16 protein-coding genes are annotated in these 19,197 nt (G+C 72.4%); 8 read left to right on the plus strand and 8 right to left on the minus strand.

Annotated elements, in window-relative coordinates; genetic code table 11:
- Positions 1-24 precede the first annotated feature (24 nt).
- The 3 genes from CXY01_RS04340 (at position 25) to CXY01_RS04350 (ending at position 2,416) form a co-directional block, all read left to right on the plus strand.
- The gene (locus CXY01_RS04340) at positions 25-1,188 is read left to right on the plus strand and encodes a Gfo/Idh/MocA family protein (protein ID WP_146925827.1); all 1,164 of its coding nucleotides are present in this window, start codon (positions 25-27) and stop codon (positions 1,186-1,188) included.
- Between the two features lie 26 nt (positions 1,189-1,214).
- Positions 1,215-2,102: a sugar phosphate isomerase/epimerase family protein gene (locus tag CXY01_RS04345; RefSeq protein ID WP_146925828.1), complete on the plus strand. Its 888-nt coding sequence runs from the start codon at positions 1,215-1,217 to the stop codon at positions 2,100-2,102.
- A 62-nt stretch (positions 2,103-2,164) separates the two neighbouring features.
- The gene (locus tag CXY01_RS04350; protein WP_146925829.1) at positions 2,165-2,416 is read left to right on the plus strand and encodes a hypothetical protein; all 252 of its coding nucleotides are present in this window, start codon (positions 2,165-2,167) and stop codon (positions 2,414-2,416) included.
- A gap of 1 nt (position 2,417) precedes the next feature.
- Here CXY01_RS04350 and CXY01_RS04355 read toward each other — a convergent pair whose 3' ends face one another.
- Genes CXY01_RS04355 through CXY01_RS04365 form a run of 3 tightly spaced genes read right to left on the minus strand, consistent with a single transcriptional unit; the run spans position 2,418 to position 6,330 of the window.
- Positions 2,418-3,548: an SGNH/GDSL hydrolase family protein gene (locus CXY01_RS04355; protein WP_146925830.1), complete on the minus strand. Its 1,131-nt coding sequence runs from the start codon at positions 3,546-3,548 to the stop codon at positions 2,418-2,420.
- Positions 3,548-5,566 (minus strand): FAD-dependent oxidoreductase, encoded by a 2,019-nt coding sequence (locus CXY01_RS04360; protein WP_146925831.1) that lies wholly within the window; start codon positions 5,564-5,566, stop codon positions 3,548-3,550. Before CXY01_RS04360 ends, CXY01_RS04355 begins: the two co-directional genes overlap by 1 nt.
- Positions 5,566-6,330 carry a 3-ketoacyl-ACP reductase gene (locus tag CXY01_RS04365; RefSeq protein WP_146925832.1) on the minus strand — a complete coding sequence of 255 codons (765 nt, stop codon included), beginning with the start codon at positions 6,328-6,330 and terminating at the stop codon, positions 5,566-5,568. The genes CXY01_RS04360 and CXY01_RS04365 overlap by 1 nt, the downstream gene beginning before the upstream one ends.
- A gap of 120 nt (positions 6,331-6,450) precedes the next feature.
- Between CXY01_RS04365 and CXY01_RS04370 the strand changes: the two genes are divergently transcribed.
- Positions 6,451-6,924 (plus strand): hypothetical protein, encoded by a 474-nt coding sequence (locus tag CXY01_RS04370; protein ID WP_146925833.1) that lies wholly within the window; start codon positions 6,451-6,453, stop codon positions 6,922-6,924.
- A 48-nt stretch (positions 6,925-6,972) separates the two neighbouring features.
- Positions 6,973-7,878 carry an AEC family transporter gene (locus CXY01_RS04375; protein ID WP_146925834.1) on the plus strand — a complete coding sequence of 302 codons (906 nt, stop codon included), beginning with the start codon at positions 6,973-6,975 and terminating at the stop codon, positions 7,876-7,878.
- Positions 7,879-7,954: 76 nt separating this feature from the next.
- On the opposite strand, the gene CXY01_RS04380 is transcribed toward CXY01_RS04375, so the two are convergent.
- From CXY01_RS04380 to CXY01_RS04395, 4 genes are all read right to left on the minus strand, one after another.
- Positions 7,955-9,424 (minus strand): rhamnulokinase, encoded by a 1,470-nt coding sequence (locus tag CXY01_RS04380; RefSeq protein ID WP_146925835.1) that lies wholly within the window; start codon positions 9,422-9,424, stop codon positions 7,955-7,957.
- A gap of 126 nt (positions 9,425-9,550) precedes the next feature.
- Positions 9,551-11,581, minus strand: coding sequence for a bifunctional aldolase/short-chain dehydrogenase (locus CXY01_RS04385; RefSeq protein ID WP_371862747.1), 2,031 nt, complete (start codon positions 11,579-11,581; stop codon positions 9,551-9,553).
- The gene (gene rhaI, locus CXY01_RS04390) at positions 11,578-12,732 is read right to left on the minus strand and encodes an L-rhamnose isomerase (protein WP_146925837.1); all 1,155 of its coding nucleotides are present in this window, start codon (positions 12,730-12,732) and stop codon (positions 11,578-11,580) included. The genes CXY01_RS04385 and rhaI overlap by 4 nt, the downstream gene beginning before the upstream one ends.
- Positions 12,729-13,094: an L-rhamnose mutarotase gene (locus tag CXY01_RS04395; RefSeq protein WP_146925838.1), complete on the minus strand. Its 366-nt coding sequence runs from the start codon at positions 13,092-13,094 to the stop codon at positions 12,729-12,731. Before CXY01_RS04395 ends, rhaI begins: the two co-directional genes overlap by 4 nt.
- A gap of 259 nt (positions 13,095-13,353) precedes the next feature.
- Here CXY01_RS04395 and CXY01_RS04400 point away from each other — a divergent pair, with 259 nt between their 5' ends.
- From CXY01_RS04400 to CXY01_RS04410, 3 genes are all read left to right on the plus strand, one after another.
- Positions 13,354-14,400, plus strand: coding sequence for a LacI family DNA-binding transcriptional regulator (locus tag CXY01_RS04400; RefSeq protein ID WP_146925839.1), 1,047 nt, complete (start codon positions 13,354-13,356; stop codon positions 14,398-14,400).
- A 204-nt stretch (positions 14,401-14,604) separates the two neighbouring features.
- Complete coding sequence (locus tag CXY01_RS04405; RefSeq protein ID WP_246125034.1) at positions 14,605-15,714, plus strand: Gfo/Idh/MocA family protein; 1,110 nt, start codon at positions 14,605-14,607, stop codon at positions 15,712-15,714.
- A 250-nt stretch (positions 15,715-15,964) separates the two neighbouring features.
- Entirely contained in the window at positions 15,965-17,929 is a 1,965-nt protein-coding gene (locus CXY01_RS04410) for a beta-galactosidase (RefSeq protein ID WP_146925841.1), read from the plus strand.
- Positions 17,930-18,058: 129 nt separating this feature from the next.
- Here CXY01_RS04410 and CXY01_RS04415 read toward each other — a convergent pair whose 3' ends face one another.
- Positions 18,059-19,186: a DNA glycosylase AlkZ-like family protein gene (locus tag CXY01_RS04415; RefSeq protein WP_307724381.1), complete on the minus strand. Its 1,128-nt coding sequence runs from the start codon at positions 19,184-19,186 to the stop codon at positions 18,059-18,061.
- Positions 19,187-19,197 lie beyond the last annotated feature (11 nt).

Genomic DNA, 19,197 nt, shown 5'->3' on the forward strand with positions numbered 1-19,197 from the left:
CGGTCCAGAACACTCGGAGCACTCATGACGACCCGCACCCTGCGCATCGGGATGAACGGCATCACCGGCCGGATGGGCTACCGCCAGCACCTCGTCCGCTCGATCCTGTCGATCCGCGACCAGGGCGGCGTGACGCTCGAGGACGGCACGCGCGTCCAGGTGGAGCCGATCCTCGTGGGCCGCAACGCCGACAAGGTGCGCGAGCTGGCCGAGCTGCACGGCGTGGAGCACTGGACGACGGACGCGGACGCGGTCATCAACGACCCCACGGTCGACATCTACTTCGACGCCCAGGTGACCAGCCGCCGGTACTCGGCGCTCACGGCCGCCATGAAGGCCGGCAAGCACATCTTCACCGAGAAGCCGACGGCCGAGACGCTGGCCGAGGCGATCGACCTGGCACGCCTGCGCGAGAGCACCGGTGTCACGGCGGGCGTGGTGCACGACAAGCTGTACCTGCCGGGGCTGGTCAAGCTGCGCCGGCTGGTGGACGAGGGCTTCTTCGGCCGGATCCTGTCGCTGCGCGGGGAGTTCGGCTACTGGGTGTTCGAGGGTGACGGCCAGGAGGCCCAGCGCCCCAGCTGGAACTACCGCAAGGAGGACGGCGGCGGCATCGTCGTCGACATGTTCTGCCACTGGAACTACGTGCTCGAGGGCATCCTCGGCACGGTCCGGACGGTGAACGCGCAGACCGCGACGCACATCCCGACGCGCTGGGACGAGCAGGGCAAGGCGTACGACGCCACCGCCGACGACGCCGCGTACGGCATCTTCGAGATCGAGACGCCCGGCGGCGACCCGGTGGTCGCGCAGATCAACTCGTCCTGGGCGGTGCGCGTGTACCGCGACGAGCTGGTGGAGTTCCAGATCGACGGCACGCACGGCTCGGCGGTCGCCGGGCTGAACAAGTGCGTCGCCCAGCAGCGTGTGCACACCCCGAAGCCCGTGTGGAACCCGGACCTGCCCGTCACGGAGTCGTTCCGCGACCAGTGGCTGGAGGTGCCGGCCAACGGCGACCTGGACAACGGCTTCAAGCTGCAGTGGGAGGAGTTCCTGCGCGACGTCGTCGCCGGGCGCACCCACCGGTTCGACCTGCTGTCGGCCGCGCGCGGCGTGCAGCTGGCCGAGCTGGGCCTGCAGTCGTCGGCGGAGGGCCGGCGTCTCGACGTCCCGACGATCACGCTGTGACGGCGCCGACGGCGGCGGAGCCAGCTGTGACCTCGACGCACGCGGACCTGGCTCGGCTCTCGCTGAACACGGCGACGACCAAGCAGTGGACGCTGCGCGAGGCCGTGGACGGCGCCGTGCGCGCGGGGCTGCCGGCCATCGGCGTGTGGCGTGACCGCGTCCAGGAGACCGGTGTCGCCGAGTCCGCCCGGATCATCGCGGACGCCGGGCTGCGGGTGTCGTCGCTGTGCCGCGGCGGGTTCCTGACCGCGGACGACGACGCCGCCGCGACGGCCGCGCTCGACGACAACCGCCGCGCGATCGTGGAGGCGGCGACGCTCGGCACGCGCGAGCTCATCATGGTCGTCGGCGGGCTGCCCGCCGCCAGCGCGCCCGGCGGACCGGCGCTGCCGGGGACGGCCGGCCGCGACGTCGTCGGGGCACGTCGCCGGGTGGCGGACCGGATCGGGGAGCTCGCGCCGTTCGCGGCCGGGCACGGCGTCCGGCTGGTGCTGGAGCCGCTGCACCCGATCTTCGCCGCGGACCGCGCGGTCATCTCGACGCTCGGTCAGGCCCTCGACATCGCCGAGCCGTACCCGGCGGACGTCGTCGGCGTCGTGGTCGACACGTACCACGTGTGGTGGGACCCGGACCTGCAGCGGCAGATCGCCCGCGCCGGCGCTGCCGGACGGATCGCGAGCTATCAGGTGTGCGACTGGACGCTGCCCCTGGCCTCCGACGCCCTGCTCTCCCGCGGTCACGTGGGCGACGGGTACATCGACTTCGCCACGATCACGCGGTGGGTCGCCGAGACGGGCTACACCGGTGACGTCGAGGTGGAGATCTTCAACCAGTCGATCTGGGACACCCCGGGCGACGAGACGGTCGCGACGCTCGCGGACCGCTACGTGCGGCTGGTGCTCCCTCACCTCTGAGGGTCTGGTCCGGGCACCGTCTCCGGCGCTACGGTCGGCTCACGTCGACAGGAGGTCCCCCCGTGTTCGGAGGCTCGCTGCTGGTGGAGGTCACGCTGATGGGGATCATGGCCGCCGCTCTGGTCGCCGTCGTGCTGGCGGCCGTGGTCGCACGCCGGCTCGCTCCCGAGCCCGGCCACGCCGCGGGGCGGTCACCGAGCGCGGGCCGGACGGTCGAGTCACGGTTGGCCGAGACAGACGACCTGCACGACCGTGGGCTGATCAGCGCCGACGAGCTCACGGCGGCGCGTCGACGCATCTTCGACCAGGTCTGACCTACGCGAGCACGCTCCGCAGCACGGCGGCGAACCGCTTCCCGACGAGCCGGTGCGCCTCTGCGTCGGGGTGCATGAGGTCGCGCATGGGGAGGTCGTCCCAGTCGGGCCAGCCGTACAGGGACGTGCCGTCGACGTAGGTGAGCGCGTCGTCGGCGCGGGCCTCGACCACGGAGCGCAGCAGGGACCGGATCACCGTGAGGGTGAGCTTGCCGTCGGCCACCTCGAACGCGTGGCCGGTGGTGCGGAACACCGACGGGTCGGCCGGGTCGAGCGACGTCGGGCCCGGAATGGTCTCCACCAGCGGGCACAGGAGGGGTGACACGACCACCAGCGGAGTGGTCGGGTGACCGTCCCGGATGGTGTCGAGGAAGCCGTGCACCGCGGGCGCGAAGGCCCGCAGGTGGATCGCGTCGTGGTTCACCACGTTGATGCCGAGCTTGAGGGTGACGAGGTCGGCCGGCTGCTCACGGATCGCGCGCGCGACGAACGGGTCCAGCACCGCGTTGCCCGAGAAGCCGAGGTTGACCAGATCCAGCCCGGCGGCGCGGGCGGCGACCACGGGCCACGCACCGAGGGCCGACGACGCGCCGGCGCCGTGGCTGATCGACGAGCCGTGGTGGACCCACCGCGGCGCCGTGACCGGTCGCGGCGCGGACACGGGCGCGTCGGCGGTCAGCGCGACGAGCCGCGTGGTCTCCCCCGGCGGCAGCCAGATCTCGACGTCGCGCTCCACGCTGCCGTCACCGCCGAGCACCAGGTCGACGACGCCCGGCGGTCCGGGCCGCTCGGTGGTCGTCCGCGCGAGCGGCTCGAGCGCGATGACCCCAGCGTGCGACGCGGAGGCCGAGGGCTGCGGGACGACCGCCCCGTCGACGACCACGTCGTAGGGCTGCGGGTCACCGGGCGGCGCGGGGTCGACGGCCACGCGCAGGACGACGACCTCCAGCAGCACCGTCCGTGCGGCGGTCCGCAGGCGCAGCCGGACGCCGGACGGCTGCGCCTCGACCATCGCCATGAAGTCGTCGGAGAACTGCGCCCGGGCCCAGGCGGGCAGCCGGTGCGGTAGTCCGTCCTGCACCCACGCCGCCCCGCGGATCTCGACCCGAGGGTCCGGCAGGGCGACGCGCATCAGTGGATGTTCCCGTGCTCGCGGAACTCCCGCCAGACGTTCTCGAAGAAGTCGTCGTCCTCGGGGATCGGCCGGCGCGGACGCCAGCGGAACACCGGCTCGCCGGCGGGGTCGTCCGCGGCACGCGGCACCACAGGGGCGAACCCGTCGGCGGGCACCCACGACGTCTCCTGGACCTCGTCGTCGAGCGCACCGCCGTCGAGCGTGAACCTGAAGACGTCGGGGAGCTCGGTCAGGCCGTGCGGGATGCTCCCCGACGGGTCCGTGTAGAGCACCGAGCCGCGCGACCGGCCGCCGTGCGCGACGTAGTCGGCCATGGCCGAGAGGTACACGTACGCGCTGGTCAGGATGTCGCGGACCAGGAAGGTGCGGTTGATGGAGCGGCGCGACGAGGCGTCCGCAGAGACCGTCGACTCGTAGGTGGAGAGCCACTCGTGCACCTGCACGAGCGCCTCGTCGATGGACTGGGCGGACCGGACCGGCCCGGCCTTCGCGCTCATGAGCACCTGCACCTCGCGCAGCAGGTCGCCGGTGTTGTCGGGGATCCCGGACGCGGCCCGCGACGACGCGGCATCGACGAGCGAGACCGCGGCCTGGAGCACCGGAGCCGCCACGTCGTCGAACGGCACAGGCTCGGAGGTGCGCCGGGCCGCGATGAACTGTGCCGCACGGGTCGCGCCGACCTGGCCGCTGTTCAGCGCCGCGCCGCCGGGCCGGTAGACGCCGTGCGCGCCGCCGGCCTCGCCGACGGGGAAGAAGCCCTCGATGTTCGACTGCCACCAGGCGTCGACCACCAGCCCGCCGTTGTTGTGCTGCGCGCAGACGTCCACCTCGAGCATCGTCGTCTCGAGGTCCACGTAGGGGTTCTTGCCCAGGTAGAACTGGTACGCGGGCTCGTTCATCCGCCGCAGCCGCTCGATGGGCGTGCCGAACAGGACGCCGGCGCGGTCGAGGTACTCGTACGCCTCGGGGCTCAGCGCCGACGGGTCGAACTCCTGGTGGACGGGGTTCCGGCGGAAGTCGAGGAACACGCGTCGTCCGCGCAGGACGGTCTCGCGGTAGACGAGCAGGTCGATCAGCGAGGACCCGTCGAGGGCCTTCCGGATGTCGAACGGCCACTGGTACCCCTTGAGGAACACCAGCGACATGAGCTGCCCGTAGTCGGGGATCGCCTCGGTGAGGAACTCGCGCGGGTCCTCTCCCGAAGCGTCCGTCGAGATGAACGCCGGGATGACCTGCATGTACGTACCGGACACGTTCCAGCGCGGGTGCGTCGAGGCCAGCCCGAACTGCCACTCCGTGAGGTTCTTGCCGTGCACCCCCGCGCGGTACGCCGCCCCCGACGCACCCCACTGACCGTTGGGGAAGACGCGGGTCGCGTACATCCCGGCCGGTCCGCCGGTCGCGTAGACGATGTTCGTGCAGCGGAACAGCAGGAACGGGCTCTCGACCCCGTCGTGCGGCACATCGGTCCGGAGCACCAGCAGCCCGGCCACCTTGCCGTCATCGACGATCACGTCGACCACGCGGCACTCGTCGTAGATCGTGGTGCCGTTGCGGTGGACCTTCTTCTCGAGCTGCTCGACCATCGACCGGCTGGTGTACGGGCCGACGGACGTGGCGCGACGGCGCGGGTCGTGGTCGGTCTTGTAGCCGATGAACTCGCCGTACCGGTTCTGCGGGAACGGCACGCCCAGGTCGCACAGGCGCAGGAAGCCTCGCGCGGACAGGGCCGCCTCGGCGAGCGCGTTGTCGCCGTCCATGGCTCCGCCGGAGTACAGCGTCTCGGCCATCTCCCGCACGGAGTCGCCGTCGCCGCCCGAGAGCGTGAGCTTGTAGTAGGTCTGCTTGTCCGAGCCGGCATTGCGTGACGAGCCCGCGTTCACCTTGTCGGCGACCATGACGACGTCGGTCTGGCCGAGCTCCCACAGGCGGTCGGCTGCGCAGAAGCCGGCCGAGCCGGTGCCGACGACGACGGTGTTGACGGTGACGACGGGCACGCCCTGGAGAGTCGTCATCACAGCACCGGGATGTGCATGCCGCCGTCGACGTGGAACACCTCGCCGGTGGAGTACGGGGTCTGGCCCGAGGCCAGGATCGACACGGCGCCGGCGACGTCGGCCGGCCGGCCCCAGCGGTTGATGGGCGCCAGGCCGTCGGCGATCAGGGCGTCGTACTTCTCGGTGACGCCGGCGGTCATGTCGGTGGCGATCACGCCGGGCCGGACCTCGTAGACGACGATCCCCTCGGGCGCGAGGCGCACAGCGAACAGCTGCGTGGCCATGGCGACGCCGGCCTTGGAGACGCAGTAGTCGCCGCGGTTGGTGGAGACGGTGGTGGCGGAGATAGAGGAGACGTTCACGACGGTCGCCCGCGGTCGGTCCTCGAACGACGCGCCGAGCGCGATGACCCGGTTGGCGAACGTCTGGGTCAGGAAGTACGGACCGCGCAGGTTGATGCCGAGCACCCGGTCGAAGCTCTCGGCGCCGGCCTCGAGGAGGTCCGCCCGCACGCTGGGAGCGACCCCGGCGTTGTTCACGAGCACGTCGAGGCGACCCCAGGCCTCGACCGCGTCGTCGACGAACCGGGCGTGGTCCTCGAGGTCGGCGACCGAACCGCGCACGTAGCGGACCCTGCCGGGTGCGTCGAGCGACTCGAGCAGCTCGGTCGGCTCCTCGCGCGTGGCGAGGATCGAGACTGCGAAGCCGTCGGCGAGCAGCCGCTGCGTGATTCCGAGGCCGATCCCCCGATTGCCCCCGGTGACCAGTGCGACTGCCGGCATCGTTGCCCTACCTCCGTGTGCGGGACGCGCGTCTGACCTGCGCGTCGCAGACGATCGTGCCACGGTGCACCGGCTGCAGGCAAGCGCTTTCCGGCGACAGGCGCCGCCTACGCTCGAACGATGCCTCGCACGACGCCTCGACCCGTCCGCCGACGGCTCTGGTCCCTGGCGACGGGTGAGCTGGTCAGCATCGTCGTCCTGCCCTGGGTGGCGTACGGACTGATCGGGCTGCCGCTGTCGCCGGCCAACGTGCTCGGCACCGCGCTCGCGCTGTTCGTGCTGCTCCAGGGGTCCGTGTACTGGTTGCTGAAGCTGCGCCGGCCGGCAGCGCCGCGCGGGATGCAGGTCTACGCCGTCCTGCGGTGGCTCAACCCCGTGCTGCTCGCCGTCGCGCTGCCGCCCCTGGTCGTCGCCGTGGTGAACGGTCCCGCCGACGAGGCGATCGCCGGGCTCGTCTTCTGGGTGCTCGCCGTGCTCGAGCACGTCAACTACTTCCACACCCAGCTCATGTACGACAACGCGACGGACCTGCGCCGGCTGCGCACGTCCGGCCTGCAGCGGGCTCACCTCGGGCTCGACATCGCCCGTCGCTGAGCCTGGAAGGATCGGCTGCGTGATCCCGCGACGCCGACCGGTGGCCTGATGGGCGCCGTCGTCACCGCGCTCGGGACCATGGGCGCCGTCGTCGCGCTCGGCTGGCTGCTCGCCCGCCGCGGCGTTCTCGGCGAGCGGGCCGCACCCGTGCTCGCCCGGGTCGTGTTCGCCGTCGCCACCCCGGCACTGCTGCTCACGACCGTCGCGCACGCCGACCTGCACCTGCTGCTGTCCCGCCAGGCCGTCGTCACCTGGACCTCCACGGTGCTCGTCGCGCTCGTCGCGGTGCTCGTCCTGCGGCTGGCGCTGCGCCGGTCGTCCGCCGACGTGACCGTCGGGACGCTCGCCTCGTCGTACGTCAACGCCGGCAACGTCGGCCTGCCGCTGGCCGTCTACCTGCTCGACGACGCGGTCGCCGTGGTGCCGACGCTGCTGTTCCAGCTCCTGGTGCTGGCGCCCGTCGCGTTCGCGGTGCTGGACCGGGGATCGCGCGGCGGGTCCGTGCTGCGCCGCACCGTCAGCAACCCGATCATCGTCGGCACGCTCCTCGGCCTGGTCCTCGCCGCCCTGCCCTGGTCCCTGCCCGAGGTCGTGTACGAGCCGTTCCGGCTGGTCGGTGCCGCCGCCGCGCCGCTCGCGCTGCTGACGTTCGGGATGTCTCTCGCCATCCCCCGGACCGTCGACAGCGCGGCACCGCGCGCCGACCTGGCCCTCGCGGTCGGCCTGCGCACCGTCCTGCACCCGCTGATCGCCTGGGGGCTGGGCACGGCCCTGGGCCTGCCGCCGCACGCGCTCCTGGCGGTCGTCGCGATGGCGGCGCTACCCACCGCGCAGAACGTCCTCGTCTACGCGATGCAGTACCGGCACGGTGAGGCCCTCGCGCGCGACGCGGGCCTGGCGACGACGGTCCTGTGCGTCCCGGTGCTGCTCGTCGTCGCCGCGACGCTCGGCTGAGGGCACCGTCCCGTGACCGGGCCGCCGGTGGCCCGGGCGATCGGCTCGGTTCCGGGCCGAGCGCACGGTCCCGTCGTCAGCGGTCGTCGCGGGCGATCCGGGACGCTGCCGCGGCCCACTGCCGGTCCGACGGCCCGCCCGTCGCGCCCGGCTCGTACCGGCGCAGCTCCAGACCCCGCGCTCCGACGGCCCGCAGCTCCCGCAGACCCCCGGACAGCACGCCGGCCGCCCGCGCCTGGACGAGCACGTTGCCCAGCGCCGCACCCTCGACCGGCCCGGCGACCACCGGCAGGCCCGTCGCGTCCGACGTCAGCTGGCAGAGCAGCTCGTTGCGCACTCCCCCGCCGACCACGTGCACCACCGAGACGTCCCGGTGCGCGAGCGCGGCGGCCTGCCGGACCGCCCGCCGGTACGCCAGCGCGAGCGAGTCGAGGATGCACCGGACCGTCTCGGCCTGGGACTGCGGCGGCGTCTGCCCGGTCCGCGCGGCCTCGTCGGCGATCCGGGCCGGCATGTCCCCCGGAGGCAGGAACGTCGGGCTGTCGAGGTCGACCACCGTGGTGAGCGCCGGGACGCGCGCCGCCGCCGCGAGCAGGTCGGGCAGGTCCGCGGGGAGGCCGGCCTCGTTCCAGGTGCGGATGGACTCCTGGAGCACCCACAGCCCCATGACGTTGCGCAGGTACCGCACGGTGCCGTCGACCCCGGCCTCGTTGGTGAAGTTGGCGGCGCGGCTCTCCTCGGTGAGCACCGGGCTCTCCAGCTCCAGCCCCACCAGGGACCAGGTGCCGCAGGAGATGTACGCGAAGTCGTCACCGACGGCGGGCACCGCGACGACGGCCGACGCGGTGTCGTGCGACCCCACCGTCCACACCGGCACCGCCCCGTGCAGCCCGACGTCCGCGCGCACGTGACCCAGCAGGGCGCCGGGGTCGAGCAGCGGCGGGAGGATGCTGCTGTCGACGGCGAGCCGTTCCGCCAGGTCCGTCGCCCACGTCCGCGTGGTCGCGTCGAGCAGGCCGGTGGTCGACGCGTTGGTGACCTCGGCGACGCGCGCCCCGGTCAGCCAGTAGCCCAGGAGGTCCGGGACCAGCAGCGCGGTCCGGGCCGCCGCCAGCGCGGCGGTGCCCTGGGCGGCGACCAGCTGGAAGACCGTGTTGAACGGCTGGACCTGCAGACCCGTACGGGCGTAGAGCTCGGTCGCGGGGATCGCCGTGAAGACCTTGTCGGGCACGCCGTCCGTGCGGGCGTCCCGGTAGTGGAACGGGTTGCCCAGCAGCGCGCCGTCGTCGTCCAGCAGCCCGTAGTCGACAGCCCACGAGTCGATGCCGACGCCGCTGAGCGCCCCGGCCTCGCGGCCCGCCGCCCGGAGCCCGTCGAGCACGCCGCGGTACAGCCCGAGCACGTCCCAGTGCAGGGAGCCCGCCACGGGCACGGGACCGTTGGGGAACCGGTTGACCTCGTGCAGGCTCACCCGCCCGTCGTCGACGGTCCCGACGATGACGCGTCCCGACGAGGCGCCGAGGTCGACCGCTGCGAAGGCGCTCACCAGGCCACCCTGGCGACTGCGACGGCGATCATCCCCTGACCTTCCCAGCCGCGACGGTCCGCGACGAGCGCGGCAGTCGGAGCTGCCGCGCTCGTCGGGACGTGCCGTTCTCGAGCACCGACCGGCTCACCGCAGGAAGGCTGCCGCGACGCCGGAGTCGACCGGGACGTGCAGGCCGGTGGTCTGGACGAGGTCGGGTCCGGTCAACGCGAACACGGCCGCGGCGACGTGCTCGGGCAGGACCTCCTTCTTCAGCAGGGTGCGCTGCGCGTAGTAGGCACCCAGCTCCTCCTCCGGCACGCCGTAGGTCGCGGCGCGCTGGGCGCCCCAGCCGCCGGCGAAGATCCCCGACCCGCGCACCACCCCGTCGGGGTTGACCCCGTTGACCCGGATCCCGTGCGCGCCGAGCTCGGCGGCCAGGAGGCGGACCTGGTGAGCCTGGTCGGCCTTGGTCGCGGAGTAGGCGATGTTGTTCGGGCCCGCGAACAGGGAGTTCTTCGAGGCGATGTAGACGATGTCGCCGCCCATGTCCTGGGCGATCATCGCCCGGGCCGCCTCACGGGCGACCAAGAACGAGCCGCGGGCCATCACGTCGTGCTGCAGGTCCCAGTCCTTGACCGTGGTGTCCAGCAGCGGCTTGGAGATCGACAAACCCGCGTTGTTCACCACCAGGTCCACGCCACCGAACGCGAGGGACGTCTCGGCGATCAGGCGGGCGATGTCGTCCTCGGAGGTCACGTCGGCCTGCACGGCGATCGCCACGTCCGGACCACCCAACGAGGCGGCAACCTCGGACGCGCCCTCCAGGTTCAGGTCCGCGATGACCACGCAGGCACCCTCGGCGGCGAGCCGCTCGGCGATGGCCCGCCCGATGCCCGACCCGGCCCCGGTGACCAGCGCGACCCGGGTGGCCAACGGCTTGGGCTTCGGCATCCGGGCCAGCTTGGCCTCTTCGAGGGCCCAGTACTCGATGCGGAACTTCTCGGCCTCGTCGATCGGCACATAGGTGCTGATGGCCTCGGCGCCGCGCATCACGTTGATCGCGTTGACGTAGAACTCCCCGGCCACGCGGGCGGTCTGCTTGTCCTTGCCGAAGGAGAACATCCCCACCCCCGGGACCAGGACGATCGCCGGATCCGCACCGCGGATCGCCGGGCTGTCCTCGGTGGCGTTGCGGTCGTAGTAGCCCTGGTAGTCCGCCCGGTACAGGGCATGCAGCTCCTTGAGGCGACCCACGACCTCCTCGATCGGGGCGTCGCCGGGCAGGTCGACGACCAGCGGCTTGACCTTGGTGCGCAGGAAGTGGTCCGGGCACGACGTGCCCAGCTCGGCCAGCCGGCCCAGCGCCTCGCGCGACACGAAGTCCAGCACCACCGACGAGTCGGTGTAGTGGCCGACCTGCGGCTTGTCCGTCGACGCCAGCCCGCGGATCACCGGCGCCAGCGCGGCGGCACGAGCCCGACGCTGCTCGTCGCCCAGCGGAGCGTTCACCACCTCACCGAACGGGTGCGGGCCCTCCGAGAGCTTCGACGCGATGTACTCCTCGGCGGTCCGCACGATGTGCAGCGACCGCTCCTCCGCCTCGGCCGACGTCGAACCCCACGCGGTGATGCCGTGCCCGCCCAGGATGCAGCCGATCGCCTGCGGGTTCGCCGCCTTGATCGCCGCGATGTCCAGCCCCAGCTGGAACCCCGGCCGACGCCACGGCACCCACACCACCGTGTCCCCGAACACCTCCTGCGTGAGCTTCTCGCCGTCGGCCGCCGTCGCGAACGCGATCCCCGAGTCCGGGTGCAGGTGATCCACGTGCGCCGCATCGACCAGAGCGTGCATCGCCGTGTCGATCGACGGCGCCGCACCCCCCTTGCCGTGCAGGCAGTAGTCGAACGCCGCGACCATCTCGTCCTCGCGGTCCACGCCCGGGTAGACGTCGACCAGCGCACGCAGGCGATCCAGGCGCAGCACCGCCAGGTTCTTCTCGGTCAGCGTGCCCAGGTCACCCCCGGACCCCTTCACCCAGAGCAGCTCGACGTCCGAACCCGTCACCGGGTCCGTGGCGCTGCCCTTGGCCGACGTGTTGCCACCCGCGTAGTTGGTCGTCCGTGGGTCCGCACCCAACCGGTTCGACCGTGCGACCAGTTCCTCAGCGACGCTCATGCTCCCCATCCCGCCTGTGTGCCGCCGACGCGCTCGGCGACGATCTTCTCCGCGTACCCCGACGCCTTGTACGCCCCGATCGGGTCGCGGTCGAGCCCTTGCGACTCCCGCAGCTCCGCGAGCAGCGGCCGCACGTCCGTGTTGTACGCGTCCATCACCAGCCCGTTGGCACCCAGCACGTCACCGGACGTCTGCGCCTCGAGCAGCGCGTCGGCGTCGACCAGCAGCGCCTTCGCGGTGGCCTCCTGGACGTTCATGACCGAGCGGATCTGCCCGGGGATCTTCGGCTCGATGTTGTGGCACTGGTCGAGCATGAAGTTGACCCCCGAGTCCGGTGCCAGGGCTCCCGACTGCACGATCTCGTGCATGATCCGGAACAGCTGGAACGGGTCCGCCGAGCCGACCATGAGGTCGTCGTCGGCGTAGAAGCGCGAGTTGAAGTCGAACGCGCCGAGCCGGCCGGCCCGCAGCAGCTGGGCGACGATGAACTCGATGTTGGTCCCCGGCGCGTGGTGCCCGGTGTCGAGGACGACCATCGCGCGGTCCCCGAGCGCCAGGCAGTGCAGCAGCGACGTGCCCCAGTCGGGGATGTCCATGGCGTAGAACGCGGGCTCGAAGAACTTGTACTCGAGGATCAGCCGGTGGTTCGGGTCGAGCGCCGCGTAGATCTCGGCGAGGGAGTCCGCGAGCCGGTCCTGCCGGGCGCGCAGCGAGTCCTGACCGGGGTAGTTCAGCCCGTCGGGCAGCCAGAGCTTGAGGTCGGTGGACCCCGTGGCGCGCATGACGTCGATGCACTGCAGGTGGTGCGCGACGGCCTTCTTCCGCACGGTCGCCGACGGGTGCGTCAGCGAGCCGAGCATGTAGTCGTCGTCCTGGAACAGGTTCGAGTTGATCGCCCCGATGGTGACGCCTTGCTCCTTGGCGTGGCGCGCGAGGTCGTCGTAGTCGTCGACCAGGTCCCACGGGATGTGCAGGCTCACCCGCGGCGCGACGCCCGTGTACCGGTGCACCTGCGCGGCGTCGGCGATCTTCTCGTACGGGTCGCGCGGCACGCCCTGCTGCGCGAACACCTTGAACCGGGTGCCGGAGTTGCCGAACGCCCAGGAGGGGAGCTCGATCGTCTGCTGCCTCAAAACATCGTGGATGGTCATGCGGGAAGCTCCTGGGGGTGGGTGGCGAGGCCGGCCGCGCGCAGCTGGTCCTCCAGGTGGAACACCTCGTCGAGGACCTGGAAGCCCTCGTCCGGGTTGCCGTCGTCGACGAAGAACTCGCTCATCTCAGCCTGCCAGCGCGGGTTGACCGCGGTGCGGGTCATGGCCTCCTGAGCGGCGGCGTAGTCGTCGGTCTCGAGGTAGCCGACGAGCAGGCCGTCACCGGACAGGAACAGCGAGTAGTCCCGCCAGCCGGTGTCCCGCAGCGCCTCGAGCATCTCGGGCCACACGGCGGCATGCCGGGTCCGGTACTCGTCCAGCCGGTCGGGCCGGACGCGGGACACGAAGCACACGCGGGTCATGCGGCACCTTCCTCGATTCGACGTTGAAACGATTCACGCACTCTAAGTAAGCGTTTACCGCACTGTCAAGAGTAGAGCCGCGGACGCCGTCGCGTCAGCCCGGCCTTGAGAATCGTGAATCGATTCATTACCCTGCACCGTACGCGTAGGCCCGGCCCGCCACAAGAGTCACGGTGCAGCGAGGCACCCACGACGGTCGTCGCCGGGCAACTACCATCGGGCGCACGCTCGATGGGTTCGACGGAGAGGACGACGGTCGATGTCGACGACGACACGGGGACGCGCGGACCGCCGGCCCTCCATCACGGACGTCGCCAAGCGGGCCGGGGTGTCGGTGGGCACCGTCTCCAACGTCCTCAACCGTCCCGACCAGGTCAGCGACAGCACGCGCGACCGCGTCCTCGTCGCCATCGAGGAGCTCCAGTTCGTGCGCAACGCCTCCGCGCGGCAGCTGCGCGCGGGCACCATCCAGACCGTCGGCGCCATCGTGCTCGACATCGCCAACCCGTTCTTCACCGAGGTCGCCCGGGGCGTCGAGGACCGGCTGGCCGCCGACGAGTACACGCTCATGCTCAGTTCCTCCGACGAGGACCCGGAGCGCGAGGCCCGGTACCTGCGGCTGTTCGAGGAGCACGGCGTGCAGGGCGTCATGGTCACGCCGTCCGCCGGCTCGCTCGACGGCCTGCTGGCGCTGCGCGACCGCGGCATCGACGTCGTCCTGCTCGACACCACGTCGCCCGTCGACGACATCTCGTCGGTCGCGGTCGACGACGTGCGCGGCGGCGCCCTGGCGATCGAGCACCTGGTCAGCCTGGGCCACACCCGCATCGCGTTCCTCAACGGGCCGCTCACCATCAAGCAGTGCGTGGACCGCCGCGAGGGCGTCCTCGCCGCGCTGGCCGACGCCGGGCTGGACCCGGCGGCGTCGCTCGTCGAGATCACCATCGGGTCGCTGAACGCCGAGGGCGGTGAAGACGGGGTCAACCGGCTCCTCGATGCCGACGGCGACCGGCCCACCGCGATGTTCTGCGTCAACGACCTCACCGCGCTGGGCGCCCTGCGCGCGCTGCGCGCTCACGGTGTGGCGATCCCCGCCGAGATGGCCGTCGTCGGGTACGACGACGTCGTCTTCGCGTCGATGCTCACCGTGCCGCTGACGTCCGTCCGCCAGCCGACCCACCAGCTCGGCTGGACCGCCGCCGACCTGCTGCTGCGCCAGCGGTCCGAGGGCGCGGCGTTCCAGCACCAGCGCGTCCAGTTCCAGCCCGAGCTGGTGGTCCGCGGCTCGTCGGACCCGTCGGCCTGAGCACGCCACACCGTTCGCCGCCGGCGAGTCCGCCACCCTCCGCCGAGCTCGTACCGCCCGCCCGAACTCGTCGGTTGCCACGGACGAGTTCGGCCCGGAGGAACGAGGCCGGGCAGGCTGGTCGGTGCTGGGCGCGATGGACGGATCACGAAGCAAGCGCTTACCGTGGCATTGGATCGATTCATGAAGGCAAGGGAGCCGGACGTGACGGAGCAGGGCATGCTGAGGGTCGCCATCGTGGGGACGGGGGCGATCGCCCACGCCCACGCGGGGGTCCTGGCAGCCGACCCGCTGGCCGACGTCGTCGCCGTCGCCGACCCCAACCCGGCGGTGCGGGACGCGTTCGCCGACGAGTTCGACGTGGCCGGCCGGTACGACAGCCTCGACGACCTGCTCGCGGCCGGGCTCGTCGACGTCGTGCACCTGTGCACCCCGCCCGGCCTGCACAAGGACCAGGCGATCACCGCCCTGCGCGGCGGAGCGCACGTGGTCTGCGAGAAGCCGCCCGTCCTGTCGCTGGCCGACCTGGACGCGGTGCTCGAGGTCGCCCGCGAGGTCGGCCGCGAGTACGCGGTGGTGTTCCAGCAGCGCACCGGGACGGCCGTCGGGCACGTGCAGAGGCTGCTGGCGGACGGCACGCTCGGACGTCCGCTCGTCGGGGTCTGCCACACGCTCTGGTACCGCAAGCAGGAGGACTACTACGCGGTGCCGTGGCGCGGGAAGTGGGCGACCGAGGGCGGCGGGCCGCTGCTCGGGCTGGGCATCCACCAGCTCGACCTGCTCGCGTTCCTGCTGGGCGAGTGGGCCGAGGTCGACGCGCGCGCATTCCGGCTGGACCGCGACCTGGAGACGGAGGACACGTCGACGGCGGTCATCCGGTTCGCCAACGACGCGATCGTGTCCGTGCTGACCACCGCCCTGTCGCCGCGCCAGGTCAGCTACGTACGGGTCGACACCTCGCTCGGCACGGTCGAGGTCGAGCACCTCTACGGCCACGACGCCCGCGCGTGGACGCTGACCCCCGCGCCGGCCCGCACCGGCGGCGAGCCGGACGCGGCGCCGTCGTCGTGGGCGCTGCCGGCCGACGACGAGCCCTCCGGCCACACCCCGCTGCTGCGGGCGGTCTACGCGGCGCTGCGCTCGGGCGAACCGTTGCCCGCGGTCGCCGCGGACCCGCACCGGTCGCTGGAGCTGGTCACCGCCATCTACGCGTCCGCGTCCCTCGGGCGCCCGGTCACCAAGGCCGACCTGGCCCCGGGCAGCACCCTGCGCGACGGTTTCCTGCACGGCATCGAGGACCTCCGCCCGGCATGACCGCCCCCATGCGTCCAACGTCCGCACTCGACGGGGCTGGAACACGCACGAGTGCGGACGTCGTCGAAGGCGGCGACGGGACGTCCGCACGATCGAGCGTCCCGACGACCGGATCTGCGGACGTCGGCACTCCATCCACCGGGACGTCCGCACGATGGAGGGTCCCGACGACCGGATCTGCGGACGTCCGGTGCGGCCCAGATGAACGTGTTGATCCCGACCTAGACCTACGACGAGCGGCGAGGACCCGATGATCCAGTACGGCGGCGACTACAACCCCGAGCAGTGGCCCCTGGCCACCCGCATCGAGGACGTGGAGCTCATGCAGCAGGCCGGCGTCACGCTGGTCAGCGTCGGCATCTTCAGCTGGGCGCAGCTCGAGCCCCGCGAGGGCGAGTTCGAGTTCGAGTGGCTGGACGACGTCCTCGACCGGCTGCACGGGGCGGGCATCAAGGTCGCGCTGGCCACCGCGACGGCGAGCCCGCCGCCGTGGCTCACGCGCAAGCACCCGGAGTTCCTGCCGGAGCTGGCGGACGGCACGGTGCTGCACCCGGGCGGTCGGCAGGCGTACCGGGTGTCGTCGCCCGCGTACCGCGAGTACGTGCTGCGGATGACGCGGACGATGGCGGAGCGGTACGGGACGCACCCCGCCCTGGCGCTGTGGCACGTGGACAACGAGCTGGGCTGCCACGTCCCGCACGACTTCTCCGACGATGCCGCGGTCGCGTTCCGGCGCTGGCTGGCGGACCGCTACGGCACCGTCGAGGCGCTCAACGCCGCCTGGGGGACCGCGTTCTGGTCGCAGCGGTACGACGACTTCGACGAGGTGCTGCCGCCGCGCAGCGCACCGACGTACCCGAACCCGACGCAGCAGCTGGACTTCGCGCGGTTCTCCTCCGACGAGCTCCTGGTGCACTACCGCGCGCTGCGGGACGTGCTGCGCGAGGTCACCCCGGACGTGCCGACGACGACCAACCTCATGCTGTCGACGGGCACGAAGTGGATGGACTACTTCTCCTGGGCCGACGACCTCGACGTCATCGCCAACGACCACTACACGCGCGCCCACGACCCGGAGGCGCACGTCGAGCTGGCGTTCAGCGCCGACCTGTCGCGCGGGGTGGCCGGTGGCGAGCCGTGGATGCTGATGGAGCACTCGACGAGCGCGGTCAACTGGCAGCCGCGCAACCGCACCAAGCGCCCGGGCGAGATGATCCGGCACTCGCTGGCGCACGTGGCCCGCGGCGCCGACGCGGTGATGTTCTTCCAGTGGCGGCAGTCCGCCGCGGGGGCGGAGAAGTTCCACTCGGCGATGCTGCCGCACGCGGGGACCGACACCGACGTGTGGCGCAACACGGTCGCGCTCGGGTCCGCTCTGACGGCGCTCAGCGAGGTCGAGGGCAGCCGGGTCCGCGCGCGGGCGGCGATCGTCTTCGACTACCCCGCCTGGTGGGGCACCGAGCTCGACAGCCACCCCTCGGCCGCGGTCACCTACCCGGACCGGGTGCTCGCCCACTACCGCGCGCTGTGGCAGCGGAACGTCACGGTGGACGTCGTGCGGCCGTCGGCGGACCTCTCGGGGTACGACCTGGTCGTCGTGCCGGGGCTGTACCTGGTGGCGGACGCCGACGCGGCGAACATCGCCCGCGCGGCCGAGCGTGGTGCGTCCGTGCTGGTCACGTACTTCTCGGGCATCGCCGACGAGCACGACCACATCCGCCTCGGCGGGTACCCCGGGGCCTTCCGGGAGCTGCTCGGCGTGCGCACCGAGGAGTTCTGGGCGCTGCAGGACGGCGAGACGCTGACCCTCGACGACGGCACGGCCGCCGACGTGTGGTCCGAGCAGACGCACCTGTCCCCCGGCACCGAGGCCGTCCGCACGTTCGCCGACGGCGACCTGGCGGGCTGGCCCGCGCTCACCCGGCGAGCCGTCGGCTCGGGAGCCGCCTGGTACCTGGGCACGCGCCTGGACGCCGACGGGCTGCAGGGCGTGACGGACGCGCTGATCGCGGAGGCCGGGCTCACGCCGGGTCCCGAGGGCGTCGAGGTGGTGCGGCGGGTCGCCGACGACGGGCGCTCCTGGCTGTTCCTCCTCAACCACTCCGCCGACGAGGTCACGGTGCCGGCATCGGGGCACGAGCTGCTCCGCGACGAGCTGGTGCGCGACACCGTCGCCATCCCGGCAGGCGGGGTCGCCGTGGTTCGCGAGGTCTGACCGCGAGGCGTCCATCGGCCGCCGGGCCGTCATCCGCGGTCACGCCCGAGGGCTGACGGGGGGCGACGCACCCGTCGGCCCGGTCCGCCGTTCCCCCGGGCCGACGGGGACGGAGGGCCGGCTCGCCGGTCAGCGCGACCGGCCGGCGGACCCTCCGCCGCTCGGCCGCACGAGGTCGAGCTCCAGCCACTGCGCGAGGTCCTCGATCTCCGCGTCGACCGCGGCGCGCGCGTCGGCGCTCCACGGCTGGTCCTCGTGCACGGCGTGCACGCGCAGCACCCCGGCCTTGACGTCGGCGGTCGCGTCGACCTTGCCCACCAGCTGGTCGCCGACGAGCACCGGCAGCGCGAAGTAGCCCCAGCGGCGTGCGGCGACCGGCTTGAACATCTCGAGGATGTACTCGAACTCGAAGATGTCCGTCATGCGCCTGCGGTCGTGCAGCAGCAGGTCGAACGGCGAGAGGAGCGCCGCACGCCCCTCGAACGGGGCGTCGAGCTGTGCCGGGTCCACCCGCCAGGCGCCCCGGACGCCCTCGATCACCGCCGGCTCACCGACCTCGCCGACGTCGACCGGCTCGACCGGCTGCTCGGGTCCGCGCGTCCGGGCGATGCCGAGCGCCACCAGCCGCCGCTCGTCGCGGATGCGGAAGGCCTCCTCCAGCGGGACGGGCGGGTCCTGCGGGTAGACGCGCTCGGCGAGGTCCCAGAGCCGGTCCCGTCCGGTGCCTCCGGCGGGGGCGACGTCCCCCATCTGCACCATGATGCCCAGCAGCATCTGCACGTTGCGGTTGTTGTTCCAGCCGGTCGACTTCCACGGCCGGACGCACGTGTCGGGCAGCGCGCTGATCGGCAGCGGCCCGTCGGCGCGCAGGATCTCGAGGATGTCCTGCCGGCAGCCCTCGTTGTCCGCGACCCACTGCCGGTTGGACCGCTGCCAGTCCTTGACGCGGTCCCCCGTGCCGGGGAAGGCCGCCATCTCCGCGCGGTACAGCGCCAGGTCGTCGGCGACGCGGAGCGTGCCGCGGTACTCGAGGATCGACTGCTGGTCGAGCGCGTCCTCGAGCTCGCGCGGGTCGTACGCCGACCCGATCCGGCTCCACAGGACCAGGTCCGCGCTCGGCGCGATCGCGGCGGTGGGGTTGAGGATCAGGAGCCCCAGGTCGCGCACGGTGTCGTGCACGTCCGTCGGGCGGTCCGCCGTCAGCCGCTGCGCACGCACGGCGATGCGGCGGGCGCCGGCACGAGTGAGGTGGTGCACGCTCCGCAGAC

The organism is Cellulomonas xylanilytica (genome assembly GCF_007989805.1).
GTDB lineage: Bacteria > Actinomycetota > Actinomycetes > Actinomycetales > Cellulomonadaceae > Cellulomonas > Cellulomonas xylanilytica.